The sequence below is a fragment of the Asticcacaulis sp. YBE204 genome (assembly GCF_000495855.1).
Lineage (GTDB): Bacteria > Pseudomonadota > Alphaproteobacteria > Caulobacterales > Caulobacteraceae > Asticcacaulis.
In genome coordinates this window covers 89,827-110,243 of sequence record NZ_AWGF01000002.1, presented here as the reverse complement: position 1 = coordinate 110,243, position 20,417 = coordinate 89,827, and the positions used below count along the sequence as shown (strand labels likewise).

14 protein-coding genes are annotated in these 20,417 nt (G+C 62.1%); 7 read left to right on the top strand and 7 right to left on the bottom strand.

Annotated elements, in window-relative coordinates; genetic code table 11:
- Positions 1-90: 90 nt before the first annotated feature.
- From AEYBE204_RS24585 to AEYBE204_RS24570, 4 genes are all read right to left on the bottom strand, one after another.
- Positions 91-1,047, bottom strand: coding sequence for a helix-turn-helix domain-containing protein (locus AEYBE204_RS24585; protein WP_023461066.1), 957 nt, complete (start codon positions 1,045-1,047; stop codon positions 91-93).
- Positions 1,048-1,062: 15 nt separating this feature from the next.
- Positions 1,063-2,154, bottom strand: a complete 1,092-nt coding sequence (locus AEYBE204_RS24580) for an acetamidase/formamidase family protein (RefSeq protein ID WP_023461065.1) — start codon at positions 2,152-2,154, stop codon at positions 1,063-1,065.
- A 95-nt stretch (positions 2,155-2,249) separates the two neighbouring features.
- The gene (locus AEYBE204_RS24575; RefSeq protein WP_031229827.1) at positions 2,250-3,458 is read right to left on the bottom strand and encodes an aromatic ring-hydroxylating dioxygenase subunit alpha; all 1,209 of its coding nucleotides are present in this window, start codon (positions 3,456-3,458) and stop codon (positions 2,250-2,252) included.
- A gap of 259 nt (positions 3,459-3,717) precedes the next feature.
- A complete protein-coding gene (locus tag AEYBE204_RS24570) occupies positions 3,718-4,539 on the bottom strand; it encodes an oxidoreductase (protein ID WP_023461063.1) in 822 nt (273 codons plus the stop codon).
- Positions 4,540-4,921: 382 nt separating this feature from the next.
- Between AEYBE204_RS24570 and AEYBE204_RS24565 the strand changes: the two genes are divergently transcribed.
- Both AEYBE204_RS24565 and AEYBE204_RS24560 read left to right on the top strand, forming a co-directional pair.
- Positions 4,922-7,333, top strand: a complete 2,412-nt coding sequence (locus tag AEYBE204_RS24565) for a TonB-dependent siderophore receptor (RefSeq protein WP_023461062.1) — start codon at positions 4,922-4,924, stop codon at positions 7,331-7,333.
- Between the two features lie 149 nt (positions 7,334-7,482).
- Positions 7,483-8,985, top strand: coding sequence for a carboxylesterase/lipase family protein (locus tag AEYBE204_RS24560; protein ID WP_031229825.1), 1,503 nt, complete (start codon positions 7,483-7,485; stop codon positions 8,983-8,985).
- Here AEYBE204_RS24560 and AEYBE204_RS24555 read toward each other — a convergent pair.
- Both AEYBE204_RS24555 and AEYBE204_RS24550 read right to left on the bottom strand, forming a co-directional pair.
- Positions 8,975-9,907 (bottom strand): ribokinase, encoded by a 933-nt coding sequence (locus AEYBE204_RS24555; protein WP_023461060.1) that lies wholly within the window; start codon positions 9,905-9,907, stop codon positions 8,975-8,977. The two genes, AEYBE204_RS24560 and AEYBE204_RS24555, sit on opposite strands and share 11 nt — an antisense overlap.
- A gap of 106 nt (positions 9,908-10,013) precedes the next feature.
- A complete protein-coding gene (locus AEYBE204_RS24550; RefSeq protein WP_023461059.1) occupies positions 10,014-12,338 on the bottom strand; it encodes an acetamidase/formamidase family protein in 2,325 nt (774 codons plus the stop codon).
- A 324-nt stretch (positions 12,339-12,662) separates the two neighbouring features.
- On the opposite strand from AEYBE204_RS24550, the gene AEYBE204_RS24545 reads away from it, so the two are divergent.
- Entirely contained in the window at positions 12,663-13,628 is a 966-nt protein-coding gene (locus AEYBE204_RS24545; protein WP_023461058.1) for a PDR/VanB family oxidoreductase, read from the top strand.
- Between the two features lies 1 nt (position 13,629).
- A complete protein-coding gene (locus tag AEYBE204_RS24540; protein ID WP_023461057.1) occupies positions 13,630-14,601 on the top strand; it encodes a bile acid:sodium symporter family protein in 972 nt (323 codons plus the stop codon).
- Between the two features lie 358 nt (positions 14,602-14,959).
- On the opposite strand, the gene AEYBE204_RS24535 is transcribed toward AEYBE204_RS24540, so the two are convergent.
- Positions 14,960-16,048, bottom strand: coding sequence for an ABC transporter substrate-binding protein (locus tag AEYBE204_RS24535; RefSeq protein ID WP_023461056.1), 1,089 nt, complete (start codon positions 16,046-16,048; stop codon positions 14,960-14,962).
- 308 nt (positions 16,049-16,356) lie between these two features.
- On the opposite strand from AEYBE204_RS24535, the gene AEYBE204_RS24530 reads away from it, so the two are divergent.
- Genes AEYBE204_RS24530 through AEYBE204_RS24520 form a run of 3 tightly spaced genes read left to right on the top strand, consistent with a single transcriptional unit; the run spans position 16,357 to position 20,417 of the window.
- Positions 16,357-18,753: a TonB-dependent receptor gene (locus tag AEYBE204_RS24530; RefSeq protein WP_023461055.1), complete on the top strand. Its 2,397-nt coding sequence runs from the start codon at positions 16,357-16,359 to the stop codon at positions 18,751-18,753.
- Between the two features lie 12 nt (positions 18,754-18,765).
- Positions 18,766-19,611: an ABC transporter permease gene (locus AEYBE204_RS24525; protein ID WP_023461054.1), complete on the top strand. Its 846-nt coding sequence runs from the start codon at positions 18,766-18,768 to the stop codon at positions 19,609-19,611.
- The gene (locus AEYBE204_RS24520; RefSeq protein ID WP_023461053.1) at positions 19,608-20,417 is read left to right on the top strand and encodes an ABC transporter permease; all 810 of its coding nucleotides are present in this window, start codon (positions 19,608-19,610) and stop codon (positions 20,415-20,417) included. The genes AEYBE204_RS24525 and AEYBE204_RS24520 overlap by 4 nt, the downstream gene beginning before the upstream one ends.

Here is a 20,417-nt window from a genome sequence, read left to right as displayed (position 1 = left end):
GAAGAAATGAGGATAGAAATAGGAAAATGATTATGCGAACGTTGGTATTGCAACGATCATGAAACAGCCGTGCGATTTGCGCAAGACCTATTATACCGCCTGCGTTTGACCCGACTGGCGGTGCTTGGACGGCGACAGGCCGAAGCGTTCACGGAAGGTGCGGCTGAAATGCGCGGCGTCGTTGAACCCCCAGCGGAAGCAGATTTCCGACACCGACAACTGCGCATGGACCGGGCTGATCAGATCGGCGTAGCAGCGCTCCAGCCGCCGCGTCTTGAGATAGTTGGAAAAGGTCATCTGCGCGCCGGTGAACAGCTTCTGCACATAGCGCGGTGAGACGCCGTTTTCGGCGGCGACCTTGAGCAGCGACAGCTCCGGATCGTGCAGCAGGGTCTCGATCTTCTGGCAGATACGGCGCAGGTGAAACGCCCGCGCCCCGGCGGCACCGCCCTTGGACTCGATGCGCCCGTCACTGGCCAGACAGGCGACGAGGAACTCGATCATCGACTGCTCGACCGGCTGGAAATGCTCGTCATCGAGCGCTTCCAGCGTGTCGGCCAGACCGAGCAGCAAGCCGTTGAACATCTTTTCCAGCCCCGACACACCGGGCAGAATCCCGACGCGTTGACCCAGCGGCGTGATCATGCGCGGGCTGACGGCCAGTTGCGGGATCTTGATGAATAACATGCGGAAATCGCTGGTCAGGCGCAGGGTCGAATCGACGCCCGACGCCCCGAAGATGATCGAGCGCGGGCTGAGGACCGTCGTCTCACCGCCGTGTTCCAGTATGCCTTCGCCACGCGCCAGCACGGCCAGCCAGACGGCGGAACTGTGGTCGGGGTTGCGCCCGGAATAGGTCTGCGGCGTGGACTCGAGCACGGCGAATTCGCAGCCGAGCGGCGTGGTGGTCACCATGACCGAACCGCGCACGCGCGACAGCGACGACAGGTCGGCCACAGGCAGTTTCAGGCGGCGCAGGACATCCACCCACGCCGCCTGACGTTCCGTTTCCGGAACCGTGTCTACCGAGAATTTCCACAAGGGCATGGGGTGAAACTATGCCTATTCGGGGTCTTTGACCACGCCCTTGTCGGGGAAGATGTTGCGGTCGATGCGGACGTGAATGCCCTGCGTGCCGTCAACGACCTGGGTGATGCCGAAATCAGCGGCGACCGACATCAGTGAATAGGCGTCGTCGCGCGACAGGCCCTGATGCTCGGTGAGAAGCGTCAGCATGTCGAGCGAGGCGTTTTTCATCGCCTTGTTGAGGTCTTCGTCGAAGCCGTGGACGATCCAGTTGTTCGGCGTCTCCAGCAGCGGCGAGGGGAAGCTGAAATCCTTGCGCAGGATGATCTGGAACAGGCAGTTGAGCGAGGCTTCGATGGCGGTGCCGGAAATTTCGCCGTCGCCTTGCGAGACATGCGGATCGCCGATCGAGAACAGGCCGCCCTTGACCTGCACCGGATAATACATGGTCGCGCCGGCGCCGATGCGCCAGTTGTCGATATTGCCGCCGTGCAGGCCGGGCGGAATGGTCGATACGCGCTGATCCACAGCCGGCGCCACACCGGCGGTGCCAAGGTGCGGGCGCGCCGGGATCGAGATGCCTTTCAGGGCCGGGACGCGGTCGCATTCGGCACAGTGGGTAATGGTGCCCGGCGTCAGGTAAACGCCTGGAAAATCATAGGCATAGTGCGCCGAGGCCGTATTGGAATTGGGGTTCAGCTCGTAGATGGTGACGCGTTCTTTCTTGCCGAACTCCTCATAGAGGTGGCCCCAGTTGGCGGCCAGGTTCGAGCCGTAGTTGAAACGCGGCGTCATCTGGAAATAACGGACTTCCAGCATGTCGCCGGGCTCCGCGCCTTCGACGAAGATCGGACCGGTCATGATGTGGACGCCGGGATTGCGGTCGGCTTCCGGCACTTCGGTGAAGATACGCGTGATGGCGTCGTCCATCATCAGCTCCGGCGCGTCCCCGGCGTGGTGGGTGATGGCTTCGGCCATGATCATGTCGCCGGATTTCACCGTCAGGGCGGGCTTGATCTCCGGATGAAAATAACCCCAGTGGATGGTTTCCGGCGTGGCGCGCAGGAAATGCAGGTTTTTCGGCTGGGTGTCCTGACGGGTCTCACCCGGGGTGCAGATAAAAGCCATGATACAGTTCTCTTGAGAGGGAGGGGTGAGACATGAGGACCCGATCTCTGTCCGGGGTGCCGGACAGAGGGGAATTTCATGAAGTTTTTCGAAGGTTATGCCGCGCCCTTGACGGCTGTGAGGTTCGGGCCGGTCAGGCGCGCATAGGTGTCGCGGTAGCGCTTGATGAGCCAGCGGTTGAACTGGATCTGCGCGCCTTCCTGCCACGAATAGCGGCCACGCGGGGCGAATTTGGAGCGCAGACCGATCTGCACCAGCTCGTCGACGTGCATGTCCTGATCGATGATGTGGGTGGCCGAGTTCATGTTCATTTCGAACTTGTGCTGGAAGGACGGGTGCTTCGACGCCCCCGGCGCGACCAGCGTGCCGACGTCCTGCTCCATCGTCTCCGCGCCCGTGGGGCGCAGGATCAGATAGATGACCATGTCGCTCATCATCACCAGCGATAGCGTCGGCGGGATGTTGGCGAAGGTCATGCGGTTGCGGTCGGTCTCGGTCAGGCCGGGGAAGACCGGCATCTGCGCGACCTGCGTCGGGTTGAAGCTGGCGTCGCGGTGGGTCGTGCCGTTATAGCGCAAGAACCCGGCATCGGCGGGGTCTGAGTCCGGGAACTCGGCCAGATCCGACGGCACGAAGTCGTGAAGCGGCCCCTGATGCAGTTTCGAGGCGTGGTAGCCGTCGTTATTATTTTCGAACATCACCTTCCAGTTCCACGGGAAGGTGCCCGGCGCCTGTGGGCGCAGATCGTCGGCATTGGCAAGGTCGTAGCCTTTGAGCGCCTCGGTCACCTGCGTCAGGCGCGGGGCGAGGGGGGCCGCATCGGCGTCGAAATTGATGAAGATGAAGCCGTTCCAGATTTCGACCGCGAACCGCGTCAGGCCGTGTTCTTCCTTGTTGAAGTTGCACGTCTTTTCCATAGCGGGGGCGCCGGTCAGCTTACCGTCGAGCCCATAGGCCCAGTGGTGGTAAGGGCAAAGGAACATCCGCGTATTGCCTGAACCTTCGGCGACCAGCATGGCGCGATGGGCGCAGACCGAAGACATGGCGTTGATCTGACCGTCGCGACCGCGCGCCACGACGATAGGCTCACCGGCGATCTGGGTGGTGAAGTAGTCGCCGGGGTTCTTGACCCAGTTCTCGCGACCGGCGCACAGCCATTCGTGATAATAGAGCGCTTCCTTCTCAAACTCGTAGAAACCGGCGTCGGTATAGCATTCCGGTGGCAGGGTCTCGGCATCGGCAAGGTCGATGTCCGACGATGCGAACGAGTCGATAAAGGCTTTGGAGGGCAGTTTTGTGGGCATGGCGACGATCACCTGATTTCGTCGTTTCGTGGCAGCGCCCCCGGAATAGCGCATCCGGGCGGATGCCATCTTGGCCTAAGACCTACCCCCGGCGATGGACGATGGTCTTGTGTTTAGGCGCACAAGAAGTTGTTGCGCATTAGAACATGTTTCGATCCGATTGGATCGGAACATGTTCTAAGCTTTTGCTTTGTCGCGCATTTGATTCCGAAAACCGCTTCACACTTTTCGGAAACGCAGTTCGGCGTAGCCAATGCGCTTAGAACGCCGTCGATAGCGACAGGTCGCGCCACTGGTCGATGTCCTTTTGGATTTCGGCCATTTCTTCTTCGGCATAGCCCAGCGCATCGGCCCCCAACAGCAGGTGCAAAGGCGGGTTTTTCATGCCCGCTATGGTCAGGACCGCCTGCGCCAGCTTCTCCGGGTCGCCGGGTTCGGAACCATTATGCGCGGCCAAAGTCCGTTCGGCTTCGCGCGCCTTGCCGTCATAATCGGCGATCTTGTGTTTGGCGATATTGAGCGAGCCCTTGGCGAAGTGGGTGCGGAATCCGCCGGGGGCGAGGTTGGTCACGCCGATGCCCAGTTCCTCGACTTCTTCGGCCAGGGTCCGGCCAAGGCCCTCCATGGCGAACTTGGTCGCGCCATAAAGCCCGGAGCCCGCCCACGGCGCATAGCCCGACACGGAGGTAACATTGATGATGTGACCCGCGCGGCGTTGGCGCAGATAGGGCAGGGTGGCCTGAAGCACATTGATCGCGCCGAAGACATTGACGTCGAACACCTGACGGATTTCTGCGGCGCTGGCTTCCTCGACCGCGCCGATCAGGCCGTAACCGGCATTATTGACGACCACATCGATACCGCCCAGCGCGGTTTCCGCCGCCGCCACGGCGATATCGACCTGAGTCCGATCGGGTAGATCCATCTGATAGCCGAAAGCGAAGCCAGGTTTCAGCGCCGTGAAGGCTTCCAGATCGGCCTGACCGCGCACGGTGCCTGCGACTATATCGCCCCGATCAAGCGCCGCCTTGGCAATGGCCAGACCGAAGCCTTTGGAAACGCCCGTAATAAACCATTTCATCGCTCGCACTCCGTATTTTGAATGCGCGCGATCCTCTTCGCAGAGGTCGCGGTTGTCTTGACGCGCGGCGACTCAATACTTGCCCCCAGATGACGCATCGCGTCCGGCCTCCGGCGTAACGGCGTCATTTTGGCAACGGTGGTTTGTCCGGGCGCGCACAGGGCCCCGTCACCGGTCAGCGTGCAGGAAGGGTAAACGCCACCTTAATATGTTGCGCCGCGTCAATTGACGCAATTTACAGGGCGCACCCGCTCAAGACCGGAGCCCGCTGATCATGACACCTTGATGACAACGATCCTTCGATCGGAAGCGTTCGCATTTCTAATTCCAATATAGACGGCGGGCTTTTTTGGACGCTCTATGGCCAAGGGGATATGGCACGATGAACGGTAAGCATATTACGTACAAACATTCTCTTCTGGCCCTGACGGCCATCTGCGGTGCCCTGAGCGCGCTCGCGGTACCGGCCTTTGCACAGGACGCAAAGCCGGAAGAGGTCACCGAGGTCGTCGTGACCGGCACCCGCGATCTGGGCGGTGTGAAGCAGAAGCGCGTCACCTCCAGCGTCTTCGGTATCGACAAGCCGCTGGTCGACACGCCGCGTTCGGTCACCGAAATTTCCGACAAGCTTCTGTCGCGCTATTCGATCAAGAACGTCTACGACTTTACGGCGGTTGCGGCGGGCACTTATACGGGCTCGTTCTTCGGCGTTCCGGGCAGCCTGAACATCCGCGGCACCATGGCTGACAACTACTATAACGGCTTTCAGGGCCTGTCGAACTTCGCCAACTACCCGACGCCGGTTGATGCGACGTCATCCATCGAAATCGTGCGCGGCCCGACCTCGCCGGTCTATGGTTCCGGTCAGGTCGGCGGCTTCATGAACTTTATCCCGAAAACGGGCTACGGCGAAAGCACCAAATACGTCGACAAGACGAGCGGTGATATGTCCGCCACTGTCGGCAGCTATGGCGAGAAGATCTTGACCGGCAACCTGTCGCTGCCCGCCAACTGGGGCACCAACGACGCGGGCCTGCACCTGTTCGCCAAGGTCGAGGATTCCGACAGCTTCTATCTGGGGATGCACCCGAAATCGCAGGTCCTTCAGGGCTCGTTCGCCAGCACGCTCGGCGACAAGTGGTCGCTGGAAACCAGCTATCAGTTCGTCCATTCCGAAGGCTATCTGAAAAACATCGGCTGGAACCGCGTCACCCAGCAACTGATCGATGACGGCCTGTATATTTCCGGTCGCCCGATCGCCAGGATCACTGACGGTGTGTCGCCGACCATCAGTGTGGCGCGCTACTACGCCGTCACGGGCGGTTCGGCCCTGCTGTTCGCCGCGCCCGCCATTGGCGTCACGCCCAAGCCGAACAACTTCACCAAGCTCGACCCGGCGACGGTCAAGCTGGTCGAGCTGTCGCGCCGCACGACCTTCATCGACGAAGGCGTCGATATCAACGAAGCGACGACGCACACCCTCTATGCCGGGGCCTCGCGCGAACTGGCGGGCGGCAAGCTGAAGATCGAAGGCTTCCTCAACACGCTGGAATCCGACAACTATCAGAGCTACGGCTTCGGTTCACGCTATGAATCGACCCTGAGCGAACAGCGGCTCAGCTATATCCGCGACTTCTCGACCGGTCCGGTCGAATGGAAGACCGTGTCGGGCCTCAGCCATCGCTTCACCCATGCCCACGTACAGGGATCGCTCAACGACTTCGTCATCTCCGAAGACCGCCGCGACCTCAGCGTCGGCGCGACCACGGACGACCGCTTCAACAACCCTTTCGCCGCCGGTTACAAGTGGGCGACCGACGTCACGACCAAGATCCATAACTACGGGGCCTTCGCGCTGGCCGACGCCACCTGGGGCCCGGTCAGCCTGACGCTCGGCGGCCGCTCGGATAAATACGAAGTCGACGCGCTGAACATCGGCACCGAGGTCGGCACGACCCGCGCCCGCCGCACCGACGACCAGACCGCCTATAGCTACAACGCGTCGCTGGCCTATAAGTTCGACTGGGCGACCTTCTACACCACCTATGCCCGCGCCAAGTCGCTGCAAATCGATCAGGGCGGTGGCCTGGCGCCTTCGCTGATCCTCAACGACTCCTATCTGGGGGCTTCACGCCTGCGCGAAGCGGGGGTCAAGACCTCGCAATACGGCGGTCGTCTGTTCGCCGCCCTGGCGGTCTATGATCAGGACCGTTCCTTTATCTCCAGCCCGCCGACGGGTGTGCAAACCGTCAGTGCCCTGCGTACCCAGGGCATCGAAGGCGAACTGCGCTGGCTGGTCACCGATAGCTTCGGCCTGACGGCGACCCTGACGCGGCAGAAGACCAAGGTCCAGCCGACCGCCGGGGCGGGTTTCTTCCTCACCCTGCCGTCCTGCCTGGCCGGGATTGCGTGCACCGACGGTTACGGCGGCTACGTCTTCTCGAACGCCAACTATATTCCGGGGATGCAGAACGGCTACTATCTGCGTACCACGCCCAAGACCAGCGGCTCGCTGTTCGCCACCTACGACGTGCGCGGCAAGTGGGGCCTGACCGGCGGCGTGACCTATGCGTCGGAAACCGGCGGCTTCCTGCCGGGATCGATCACCCTGCCGGCCTATACGCTGGTGCGCGGCGGGGCCTACTATATCCACGGTCCGTACCGCTTCGATCTGAATGTCGATAACCTGACCAACGAGGAATACTTCCTCGCCAATTCGGACACCGACGCCAATGCCAACGTCCTCCCCGGCATCGGTCGCACGGTGCACTTCAAGGTTAGCCGCAGTTTCTAAGGCGGCTCAGACAAGCGCATCCCAAAAAGTGTCCATTCTTGCTTTCTGGGGTTTTTTTTGGATCAGATGCACGTCTTAAAAAAGTAAGTACGCGTAACGGCGGACCCGGCGTATCGGGGTCCGCCGCTTTCGGTTGAAAAGGGTTTCCCATGTCCAGAGTTTTGAGTGTGTCCGCCGGTCTTATGGCTCTTCTGATGTCGACGACGGCGATGGCCGCGCCGCAGGTGACCCTGCGGGACGGCAAGATCGAAGGCATCGCCGACAAGGGCGTGTCGCGGTATCTCGGCATCCCCTATGCGCAGCCGCCGGTGGGCCCCCTGCGCTGGCGCGCGCCGCAATCGCCCGCCCCATGGTCGGGTCTGCTGGAGGCGCGCAGCTTCGGCCCGGACTGCGTGCAGATGGACATGGAAAGCCCGCCGGGACCGGGCTTCGTCAATCCTGAATCCGAAGACTGCCTCTATCTCAATGTCTGGGCGCCGGAAAACGCGGCAGGAAAGAAACTGCCGGTCATGGTGTGGATCTATGGCGGGGCCTTTATCATGGGGGCGTCGTCTTACCCCAGCTATGACGGGATGGCCTTTGCGAAACAGGACGTCATCGTCGTCTCGCTCAACTACCGCGTCGGGCGGTTCGGGTTCTTCGCGCACCCGGCGTTGAAAGCGGACGGTGAGGCCGTCGGCAATTACGGCCTGATGGATCAGATCAAGGCGCTGGAGTGGGTACAGACCAATATCGCGGCCTTTGGCGGCGATGCAGGTAATGTAACGATCTTCGGTGAATCCGCCGGGGCCTCGTCGGTCAATTTCCTGATGGCGTCGCCAAAAGCGCGCGGCCTGTTCCATAAGGCCATCGCGCAGTCCGGCGGCAGCAATGGCTTCGTCAAGCCGCTCGAAAAGGCCGAGGCCGACGGCAAGGCATGGGGGGACAAGAAAGGCGCACTGACCGCCGAAGAGCTGCGTCATCTGCCCGCGGCAACCGTGCTCGATGCGCCGGTCTATACGCCCGAAAGCGTCATCGCCGACGGTCAGGTCGTTCTGGAAACGACGCCGGAGGCCTATAAGAACGGCCATATCGCCGATGTGCCTTACTTGGTCGGGGCCAATAATTACGAAGAAAGCCTGATCCGCTGGCTGCCGGGGGCGGAGAAAAAGCTGATCGAGTCGCTGGGGCCGAAGGGCGAGGGTGTGGTCAAGCTGTACATGGCCGACGGTACGCCGCGCGAGGTCGCCGAAAAGCGCCTGTGGGGCGAATATGCCATGACGCTCCCCGCGCGCTGGCGGGCGGAGCAGACGGCGAAGAAAAACGGCAAGGTCTGGCTCTATCGTTTCGGCTACGTGCCGGAAACCCTGCGCGCCACGACACCGGGAGCCGGGCATGAAAACGAGATCGAGATGGTCTTCGATATCCGCCAGAGCCGCACCGCGCGGCACGAATGGACGCCGTCGGACCTCAAAGTGGCCAGCACGATGAACCGCTACTGGGTCAATTTTGCCAAAACCGGTAATCCGAACGGCGAAAGCCTGCCGCAGTGGCCCACCTATACGGTGAAGTCGCGCACCCTGATGCACATCGATAATAACGGCATCGCCCCGGTGACTGACTTCGCCAAGGCCCGCCTCGACGCGCTGGAAGCCGCAACGATTAAACCGTAGCCTCGGATAAAAACGCCTCGACCTCTTTCAGGGTCGGGGCGGCATCCGCCGAAGCGCGCGACACCGACAAGGCCGCCGCCGCCATCGCATAGTGCAGGGCCTCCAACCACTTCGCCCCGGTGGCCAGTTTCGCCGTCAGGGCCCCGTTGAACACATCGCCCGCGCCGGTCGCGTCGAGGGCCTTTACCTTATGGGCGGGCAGGCGCACCAAAGTGCCTTCGATCAGCGCCGCGATACCGTTGCCACCCATGGTGACCAAAGCGCGTCCCGCCCCCTGCTTGATCAGGCTGTGCAGGGCGGCGTGCAGGGCGGCGTCGCCAAATCCGTCCATGCCTGTCAGGGACATCAGTTCGGTCTCGTTCGGCGTCACCACATCAGCAAGCGGCAGCAGCGACTCGACGCCGGGCAGGACCGGCGCGGGGTTAAGGACCGTCAGCACTTTGTGCATCCGGGCGATATCCAAGGCGCGCCGGGTCGTTTCCAGCGGCACTTCCATCTGCACGATCAGCGCATCCGCCGCCGCGATCAGATCGGTGGCCGCCTCGACATGAGCGGGCATCAGGGCGGCATTGGCCCCCGGCGACACGGTAATCATGTTCTGCCCGTCGCGACCGACGAGGATATGGGCGGTGCCCGTTACCTGTCCGACTATCGTTGTCAGGTGACGATCGTCGATGCCCGAACGGCGTAGACGGGCGCGGGCCTCGCTGCCCATCAGGTCGTCACCGACCGCCCCGACCATGACCGTCTCGCAGCCCAGCCGCGCCAGAGCCATGGCCTGATTGAAGCCCTTGCCGCCGACGGTCTGACGGCTGGCGCGCGCCATCAGGGTCTCATTGGGCTGCGGCAGGCGCTCGACCTCCAGCGTGACATCGGCGTTGAGACTGCCGACAACGACGATCTTGGGGGCAGGTCCGGGCATGAGGCTCTCTTTTTTCAGGCGATAAGGCCTCAAGTCTTGCCTGTGTGCTGATGGGGGTCTTGTCCTGAGGCGCACAACCTCTTGCTGCGGCGTTTTGTATCACGCGCTAATTCAGGAACAGGTTTTTCCGGATAATCGCGTGGGCGCCCCAGTTGCCGTTGACGACCTGCGACACGCCGAAATCGACCCCGACCGACAGCAGCGATATGGCCTCGTCCTCGCTCAGGCCCTTGGTGGTCATCAAAAAGCGCCGCGCCTTGCGGAAGGCGTCGCGCATGGCCCCTTCGATGGAGGCTTTCTTATAGATTTCGCTTTGCGCCTTGTCGCCCAGTTCGCGCAGGTAATTGGGCTGCGAAAAGCCGAGCAGCACCCATTCGTCCTTGGTTTCGATTAGCGGATAGTCGAGGTCGCGTAAGGGATCGCGCTGCGAGGCCTTGGGGTGCAGGACGATCTGAATGAGCGCCGTCATCGAGCATTCGATGGCCGTGCCGCACAGTTCGGAATCGCCCTGTGAGGCGTGCGGATCGCCAAGCGACAATAGCGCCTCGGCCACATGCACCGGCAGGAAGATCGACGCGCCGGGCCCCAGCCGCCAGTTGTCGATATTGCCACCGAAATTGGCGGGCGGCACCGAGTCGACCAGCCCGTCATAGGCCGGAGCCACGGCGACAAAGCCGAAGTGCGGGCGGACGGGAATCTCGACATTGCGCAGAACGTCGAAATTGCGTTCGATACTGTCGGGATCGATGATGACGCCCGGATAGTCGTAGCGGTCGTGCCGCGTGCCGTAGGGATCGGTTTGCGGCGTATAGCGGAAATTATAGACGGCGTGGGCGCAGCAGCGATCGTGCCCGGTCTCGACCTCGTAGATGGTGACGACCTCGCGCGGCTTGGGATCGGTCAGCAGGTCGTTGTAGTGAAAGCCCCAATAGGCGGCCACATTGCTGCCGAAGCTGCGTCCGGCGAACTTCGTATTGCCCGAAGGCCGCGATTTGATGTCGAGGAAACGCACCTCAACGACGTCGCCGGGTTTGGCCCCGGCAATCGCTACCGGGCCGGTACAGATATGGACGCCGAAGCCTTCGCCCGCGCCGCGCCCGACCGCCGAAGCGTCCATCGGCCCGGCCCCCCGGCGCTCGACGGTCTTTTCCTCGGCGGTCCAGTGATAAATGGCTTCGGCACCGGGATCGCCCTCGATCATGCGCTCGTAATCGTCCCCGGCATGGTGGGTCAGGGTCTCGATGGTGACGTAGTCGCCGGACTGCACGCGGATTGCCGGTTTCAGGTGACGGCTGAGGTGACCCCAGTGGATCGTTTCCGGCGTGGCGGGGAGGAAGTGGTGGCGGACGCTGTGTTTGGGCAATTCGGGCAGACTGTCCTCGGTCACCGGCTCCTCGATCTCCTCGTCAGGATCGGGGGCCGACAGGTCTTCGCGGAAGCGTCCGTCTTTAGCGACGACCGGGCGGCCCCGGCGCGGGGCTTCGCCGTCGTCGAGCGCCGGGGGCGCTTTGCGGTATTCGCGCGGCGACAGGCCATACTGTTCGCGAAAGGCGCGGCTGAACGAGGCGGAGTCGTTGAAGCCCCACTGAAACAGAATATCCGAGATCGATTTTTGCGCGTGCAGGGGGCTCAACAGGTCCATCCGGCAGCGTTCCAGCCGTCGCAGCTTCACATAGTGTCCGAAACTTTCATTGACGCTTTCGAACAGCTTTTGCAGATAGCGCATCGAAATGCCGTGCTCGGTCGCCACCTGTTGCAGGTTGAGGTTCGGATCGCTGAGGTGCATCTCGATGGTCTGAAAGACGCGCTCCAGCAGCATGGCGCGCGCCCCGGCAGAACCGCCCAGCGACTTGACCGGCGCATCCTCCATCAGGGCGGTGAGCAAAAACTCCGGTAGGCTCAGTTCGACCGGACGGATACGGTCGGTATTGAGGTCGTTGATCGTGTCGGCGACGGAGCGCAACATCCCCGACAGGATGCGGCCTGAGCCGATGTCGCTGGCGATGGGATTGACGCCGCCGGGCAGGGGATTGCGCACGCGCAGGCTCAGAAAGGCCTTGGGGATCTTGACCAGCAGAAAACGGTGATCGCGATGGAAATCGAGCTGCGCCTGGGCATTGCCGTCGCCGAACACCACGCCGCCTTCGCGCACCGTGGTTACCGCACCGCCATAGGTGATGTTCATATCGCCTTCGAGCAGCACGACCAGCCACACCTGATCGGCCTGTTCGGTCATGTCGATGCGCAGGATCTGCGGCGTAGACGACACGCAGATGAAATCGAGTTTCTGCTGGCTCTGGTACGAGGCCAGTTCACCATAGGCGGTGTCGGCGTTCATCGCCTCAAGCTGCATGGACTTGCGCTGCAATGCAAAACGCCACGAATCCCAGCGTTGCTCCTTCGGGTAGGCATTGGTCGTGAAACGCAGCATGGTGCCTCCATCACCCTCAGGGAGGGTGTACGCATACCTTCGGCGTGTTTACGCTTTGGGTTCAACAGGTTGTGGAATGTGGACGGCTGGTTCGTTCCTCGGTGCGTCTGACGAAAAACCGCTGTCTCTGTAGACAACAGGAACCGGCCAAAACGCGTCTGCGTCAATCCGACGCGGTCCTTCGTGCGCGTACAGACAAGTCTTTGTGCGGCGCTGCACCATGACGACGGGCGCGGAGCAAATTTATGGGGCCATGGCGACAAGTCAGTCGGCGACAGTGCGGGTTATAAACCCTGTACAGACTAATTCCTGAGGCGCAGCACCATGACCGATCTGACCGTGCGGGTTCACGATATTTCCGAAGGCGGCCCGTCCGGTGAAGCCGGATGCGTCCGCGTGTTCGACCTCAGGCCCGACGGCGGCGACCTGCCGGCGTTCGAGGCCGGGGCGCATATCGATGTCGTGGCGCGCGACGGGGTGGTGCGGCAATATTCGCTGATGAACGCACCGGGCGAGACGCACCGCTACGTCGTCGCCGTGGCGCTCGATGGGCAAAGCCGGGGCGGGTCGAAATATCTGCACGACTGGGTCGAGGTCGGTGACGCCCTGATGATCAGCCCGCCGCGCTGCCATTTCCATCTGGTCGAAGACGCGCCGTTCTCGGTCCTGATCGCCGGTGGCATCGGGGTGACGCCGCTATGGGCCATGGCGCAGCGATTGATAGCGCTGGGGCGGCCCTTCGTGTTCCATTTCGGGGCGCGCAGTGCGGCAACCGCGCCATTGCTCGACCTGATCCGACCCGAACTCGACACGGCGGGCGTGCCGTTTCACAGGGTGTTCGAAGCCGAGGGCGGGGCGCGTCTGGACCTCGACCGCATCTTCGCCGAAGCGCCGGAGGGGGCGCATTTCTACGCCTGCGGACCGGCGGGAATGATCGACGCCTATATCGCCGCCGGGGCTTCCCGCCCCGCCGGTACTGTCCATTACGAGCGTTTTTCGGGTGCCGAGGCTCCGGCGCTCGACGGCGGTTTCGAGGTCGAACTGGCGCGCACCGGCGGTCGTTACACCGTCGAGGCGGGCAAGACCATTCTGGAAACGCTTAAGGATCACGGCATCAATGTCCCGCATTCCTGCGCCGAAGGTATTTGCGGGGCCTGCGAATGCGGCGTGCTGGAGGGGATGCCCGACCACCGCGACAGCGTCCTGACCGACGCCGAAAAAGCCGCCGGGCGGACCATGATGGTCTGCTGTTCCGGGGCGAAGTCCGCTCGCCTTGTCCTCGATCTGTGACATGACCGGTTTTCTGAAACGCCTCGACCCGTTTATCCTGATCATGCTGGGGCTGGTGGCTCTGGCCAGCGTGCTGCCGGTGCGCGGAAGCGCGGCGGTGGTCGCCGACGGGGTGACCGATGCCGCGATCATGCTGCTGTTCTTTCTGCATGGAGCCAAGCTGTCGCGTGAGGCGATTATTGCCGGGCTGTCACACGTCCGGCTGCACCTAAGCGTGCTGGCCGTGACCTTCGGCCTGTTCCCGCTGATCGGTCTGGGGGTTCAGGCGGGCCTGTCAGGACTGATGTCGCCCGCCCTGTTGAGCGGCTTTCTATTCCTCTGTTTACTGCCGTCCACGGTTCAGTCGTCGATCGCCTTCACGGCCATGGCCAAGGGCAATGTCGCGGCGGCGGTATGCAGCGCGTCTTTGTCCAACCTCCTCGGTATTTTCCTGACGCCCATGCTGGTCGGTCTGCTGATGAGAAAGGTCACCGGCCATGCGGCGGGGGTATCGCTGGAGGCCGTACAAAAAATCGCCGTGCAACTGCTGTTGCCCTTCGTGCTGGGGCATCTGTCGCGACCGTGGCTAGGGGGCTTTATCGATAAGCACAAGACGTGGATAGGACGGGTGGACCGCACCTCGATCCTGCTGGTCGTCTATACGGCCTTCAGCGCCTCGGTGGTCGAGGGCCTGTGGTCGAAGGTGTCGCTCCTCGATCTGGCGGGCCTGCTAGGCGTCTGTGCCGTCGTGCTGGCGGTGGTCATGGGTTTGACCTGGTATCTGTCGGCGCGGCTGGGGTTTTCGCGCGAAGACTGCATCGTCATTCTGTTCTGCGGCTCTAAGAAAAGTCTGGCCTCCGGCGTCCCGATGGCCTCGACCCTGTTTCCGGCGGCGGTGCTGGGGCTGATGATACTGCCGTTGATGCTGTTCCATCAATTGCAGCTTATCGTCTGTTCAATTCTGGCAAGCCGCCTGCATTCGGGGCGTTCCTGATAATGCTCTCAATTCAAGCTGTGTTGGTGATTTCGAATTTTACGGGATTATCGGTCTTTTGCTGTATGGCGGTAGCGCAATCGTAGAACAGGTACCACACGCAGCGATCACATTCGCGAATCGGCTGGTTGATGTCGGCCGAGTATGCCCGTAGCTTCAGCCCGCGTCGCAGTGACCCAGCGCTGCGCTCATCGCACAGCGCCGCGCCGGTCACCGACGCTCCCACCCGTATCCAAAACGGAAACCAACCGCCTGAGCGAACTCAAGATTGGATAAGATCAGGGGGCAACGTCGATGGTTTCAGCTTTCGGGCAAGGTGTTCGAACGCCTACTGACCTTATCGCATGTCTGGTTAGGCTTAACCTTCGGAAATTAAGCGGTTTCGGGCCGCTTCGAGCGGACGCGGATCGACCCAGTCGCTGAGGTCGAAGTCGTTGTCAATAAAGCCGTGCAGCCAGAGGAATTTCTTCTGATGGTCGAACAGGGCCAGCCGCTCGTCGTCCAGAGTCGGGTGCAGCGATTGCAGAGCGTCGTCAGAATAGGCTTCCTTGACGGCTTCGGCACTGCCGCGGGTTTCGCTTTGCAGGATATCGCGCACGCCGCTCAGATTATCGCGGGCCCAGTCGGCGGCGCGCAGGGTCTGGTACAGGAAGCGCGTCAGCACGTCGAAATGGTTGTCGATCAGGCTCTGATGGACGGTGATCGGGCGCGGCGTGCCGTTATTGACGCGGAAGCGACGCTCGGGCAGGTGATCGAGATTGATGCCGACGACGATGCCGAGCTTCTTGGCGGCATCAACCGCCGCCGCACCCTTGACGTAGAGCGCATCGACATCGCCATCGATCAGGCGTTGCAGCGCCCACAAGCCTGCCAGATTACTCGCCGAGGCGCGGTTGCCGCCCGCCAGATCCTGTACCGGGGCGGCGCGGTTCGACGAGACCTCGACCAGTTCGACGTCGTCGAAGGTCAGGCCGGCCGAGGCCAGCGCGCCCTTGTAACCCGCCAGCGACATGCCGCGCGAAATCGACGAGCCGCGCTGATGCGAGGGAATGGCATGGTCGGTCCAGGTCGGCAGGGCGAGGCGCTTGCCTTTCAGGTGTTCGGGTTTCGTAATGCCGCTGTCCGGGCGGACGAGGATGGTCTGCCATTCCTCGATCCAGGTCAGACCGACCAGCTTGGTCGGCTCGCCCTGCGAGCGCGCCCCGAAGGCGAGGATATTGCCGCCTTCGCGGATCAGCGAGGGCAGGCGGTGGTCGTAGTGATGCCGGCGTAGCTCGGTCGTGCTTTCCTGAAGCGTTTCGACCGGCAATTTGTCGGCGGCGAACTCTTCGTTCAGCCAGCCGAGTTTATAGGCAAGGCCCGTCGCGGTAGGCACGGGGCAGCGCGTGAACCAGATGCGGTCGAGCGCGGGCGTCTCTGTGGAAGGGGTGATGAGGGTGTCGGCCATCAGGAGTATCCTTTAATCGCGGAGGGCGTGCAAAACGAGGGTATCTCTGGTGGCGGAGGGGCGTCCGTGTCAACGTAAATTAAAACTAAAAAGATTTTATATTAAGAAAATATGCGAAATTGATAGATTTAAATATATGAAATTAATAAATAAAAATTTCATTTTATAAAATCACTTAAGTCAACATTAAGTCCGGCTTTATTGTCTGAGACCCATCGGGTGTCGTAGCAAGGCCACCTTCATGGCCGGCAGACCTGACAACGGGGGCGCCAGCATTTGTGTTTTCAGCCTCCCGAACAAGTGTTGATATGACCTCCTCCCTCGATACAAAAACCTTACGTGGCCTGCTGCTGGCGGGCATTTCGTCCCTTGCTTTCGTAGCACCTGCCTTCGCCGCCGATGCCCCGGCACCGGTTGCCGCCGCCAGCGCGGACGACGCCACCGAAGTCGTCGTCACCGCCCGCCGCCGCGAGGAAAAGGCGCAGGACGTGCCGATCTCGCTGACGACGCTGGGCGGCGACCTGATCGCGAAGAACGAGCAGATCAAGCTGGCTCAGGACGTGGTCGGCTTCGCCCCCAATACCAATGCCGTGGCTACCGACGGGCGTGAGCGTCCGCGCTGGTTCGTGCGCGGCGTCGGCACCAACAATACCGACCCCAACGGCGTCAGCCCGATCGGCGTCTATCGCGACGAAGTCTATATCGCCAACTTCTATGCGCAGGCCTTCCCGCTGTTCGATCAGCAGCGCGTCGAAGTCCTCAGCGGCCCGCAAGGCACCCTGTGGGGCAAGAACACGACTGGCGGCGCGATCAGCTTCATCTCGAAAGCCCCCAGCTTCGAGACCGGCGGCTATGCCCGCGCCGTGACCGGCAGCTTCGGCGAGCGCGGCTTCGACGGTGCGATCACCGGCACGCTCATCCCCGGCAAGCTGGCCGGACGCCTCTCGGTCTATCAGAACGAGGACAAGGGCTGGAACTACAACCTCTATGCGGGTGACGTGACCCCGGCCTCGTCCACGGCGTGGAAGCTGTCCGACCGCAAGCGCGTCGGTGAAAACGATGCAAAGGCCGTGCGCGCGCAGCTTCTGTGGACGCCGACCGAACACCTCGACATCCTGTTCAACTATCACCGCCGCGACTATGAGGGCGATCAGAGCCCCGGCTATATCCAGCCCGACCTGACCGTCGCGCCGATAAATAATCCGACCTATAATCAGGGCTATACCAGCCCGGCGAACCCGCTGCCCTATGGCTATAGCTGGGTCGCCGACACGGGCCGCCAGACGATCCGCAACGATGGCGGTTTCGTCCGCGTGCGCTGGAACCTCGGGGAATACAGCCTGACCTCGATCACGGCGTATGAGGAAAACAAGCTGACGCGCTGGTCGAACGGTTCCGGCTCGATCCCTTTGCGTAATAATGTCTCGCGTCAGGTGACGCCGGACAAGCAATATAGCCAGGAACTGCGTCTGGCCTCGCCAGATACGGGGGCTTTCAGCTGGATCGCCGGTCTCTACTATTTCAAGGAACTGAACGGTTCGGATTCTTGGGCGGGCAATCTCAATGTCTATACCTCACCCGCCTCGACGCGGAACTATTCGCAAACCCTGACCGACACCATCACCGAAAGCACGGCGGCCTTCGTCAGCGGCACCTATGAGTTCAGCGACAAATTCAAGCTGACCGTCGGCGGGCGTCTCAACAGCGAGACCAAGACCTATAGTCAGTCGTTTACGGTGGCGACCGGCACGGTGACCTTCAATAACGAAGCCGAATGGTGGAAGACCTCGTCGGTCAATGCGACGCTCAACACCAATTCGCAGGCCTCGCTGGAAAAGACCTACGACAGCTTCACCTTCGACATCACGCCGCAATATGCGTTCTCGGACAATGTGCTGGGCTATTTCCGTCTGGCGACCGGTTACCTTTCGGGCGGGTTCAACAGCCGCCGTAACAACGGCACGACGCCCGCGACCCTGCAAATCCGCGAATACGAGCCGGAAGAAATCACCACCTACGAATTCGGTCTGAAGACGCAGGTGCTCGATCGCAAGCTGACGGCCAATGTGTCGGCCTTCTACTACGATTACCCATCCATTCAGGTGCTGGTCATCCTGCCGAGCACCGGGACCAATACCGGCACGACCTCGACCGCCGTGGGGCAGGGCTATGCCAATGCCGCCGGCTGGGTCAAGGGCGTCGAACTGACGCTCGATTACCGCCCCAACAATAACTGGCACTTCAAGGGCGCCTTCGGGCGTCTGGCCAGCGAATATACCAACTATCCGATCCAGTCGGGCGTTAACTATCCGCGCCTCGGTCTGGTCAATGCGACCATCGACCCGTCGGGCGGCGAATTCACCCGCGCCCCGAAATTCACCGGCGCGGTCGGCGTCGACTATAGCCGCGAACTGTGGAGCGGTGTCGAACTGGAGGCCGGTGTCGATTACCGCTACCTCGCCAAGCAGTACTACAACCCGACGCTGGAGTTCGACCCGACCCTCGAACAAAAGGGTTACGGCCTGGTCAGCGCCAATGTCGCGCTCGCCTTCGGCGCCAAGGGCCAGTACCGCCTCGCTTTGACCGGTCAGAACCTGACCGACGAGCAATATTACATCCACGCCATCGCGCCGTCGAACAACGGCTCGTCCTCGAAGCAGGGCAAGCCGACCAGCTACCTGCTGTCGTTGTCGGCACGGTTCTAGGAGGAGAATGGCGTGGACGACGGTTCGGTCATACTGAAAACCCGCGTAACGGCGGCACCGGTGGCGCTTTTGGCGCCCCCGGCCCCCGAACGCAAGCCGTGGAAGCGGCAGCGTCTGGCGGCGGTCCTGTCCCCGATCATCCTGATCGTCGGCTGGACGCTGCTCAGCCGCAGCGGCTGGTTTCCGGCAGAGATCGTCGTCCCGCCTGAGGTTCTGTGGACCACCTTCGTCACCTACTGGAGCAACGGTCAGTTGCCGGATCACCTGACGGGCAGCCTCGGTCGCCTGTTCGGCGGCTACCTGATCGGCGCAGGCATCGGCATTGCGCTCGGCACCCTGATGGGGGTGTCGAAACAGGCCGAGGCCTATGTCCTGCCGGGGTTCCACATCCTGCGGCAATTGCCGACCGTGGCGCTGATCCCGGCCTTCATCATGATCTTCGGGGTAGGCGAGACGGTGAAGCTGGTGCTGGTCGCCAAGGCCACCGCCTTACCCGTTGCGCTGGCCGCATTTCAGGGCGTCAAGGGCATCCCGCGCACCTGGCTCGACGTGGCGCGCATCCACCGCATCCCGGCCCTGACGCAATTCACCCACGTTATCGTCCCGGCCAGTCTGCCGGTGCTTGTGCAGGGTCTGCGCACGGCGCTCGCCCGCTCGTGGATGGTGCTGGTCGCCGCCGAACTGCTCGTCGCCGACAGCGGCATCGGCCAGATGATGGAGTGGGGGCGTCAGACCTTCCGCCTTGATCTGGTCCTCATCGGGGTCGTCATCACCGGCCTGATCGGCTTCACGCTCGACAAGGGGTTCCGCGCGCTTGAGCGGGTCCTGACGCGCGGCTCACGGAAACAGAACGCATGAATACCGCCGTCCTTACCGATATCCGACCCACGACCGGTGACCGAATTGCCAAGTTTTTTCTCGGTCTGCGCGGCTTCGTCATTCCCATACTGGCGCTGGTGGCGTGGCAACTGGCTTCGCAGCAAGGCGCGGTTCAGGCCTATGTCTTCGTGCCGCTGGACGGTGTGTTCAAAAGCCTGATCGAACACTTTGCCGATGGGGAAATTCCGATCAACTGGCTGGCCAGCCTCGGGCGCACCGCGTCGGGCTTTGCCATCGGCGGGCTGCTCGGCGTGTCGCTGGGCGCCCTGATGGCGACCTTCCGCCCCGTTGATGTGCTGGTCAATCCGATCTATCAGGCGATCCGTCAGGTGCCGCTGCTGGGTTACATCCCCCTGATCAGCCTGTGGTTCGGCAATGGCGAGCCGTCGAAGCTGCTGATTATCTCGCTGGCCGCCTTTTATCCCACCGTCCTCAACACCTATGAAGGCCTGAAGCACATCGATGCCCGTCACGTCGCGGTGGGCCGCATCTTCCTCGCCAGCCGCTGGCAGACCTTCCGTCACATCGTCCTGCCGGGCGCACTGCCCAGCGTCTTCACCGGCCTGATGCAGGCGGTCGCCTTCACCTGGCTGTCCTCGGTCGGCAGCGAGCTGTTCTTCAATCCCGGGCCCGGCCTCGGCAACATGATGGCCAACGGTCAGGCCGCCTTCCGCATGGAGGTCGTGCTGCTCGCCGTCATCATCATCGGCGTCACCGGCTACGTCACCAACCTCATCGTCAGCAAGATCGCCGACCGCGTCCTGCGCTGGCGCAATGTGAGATAA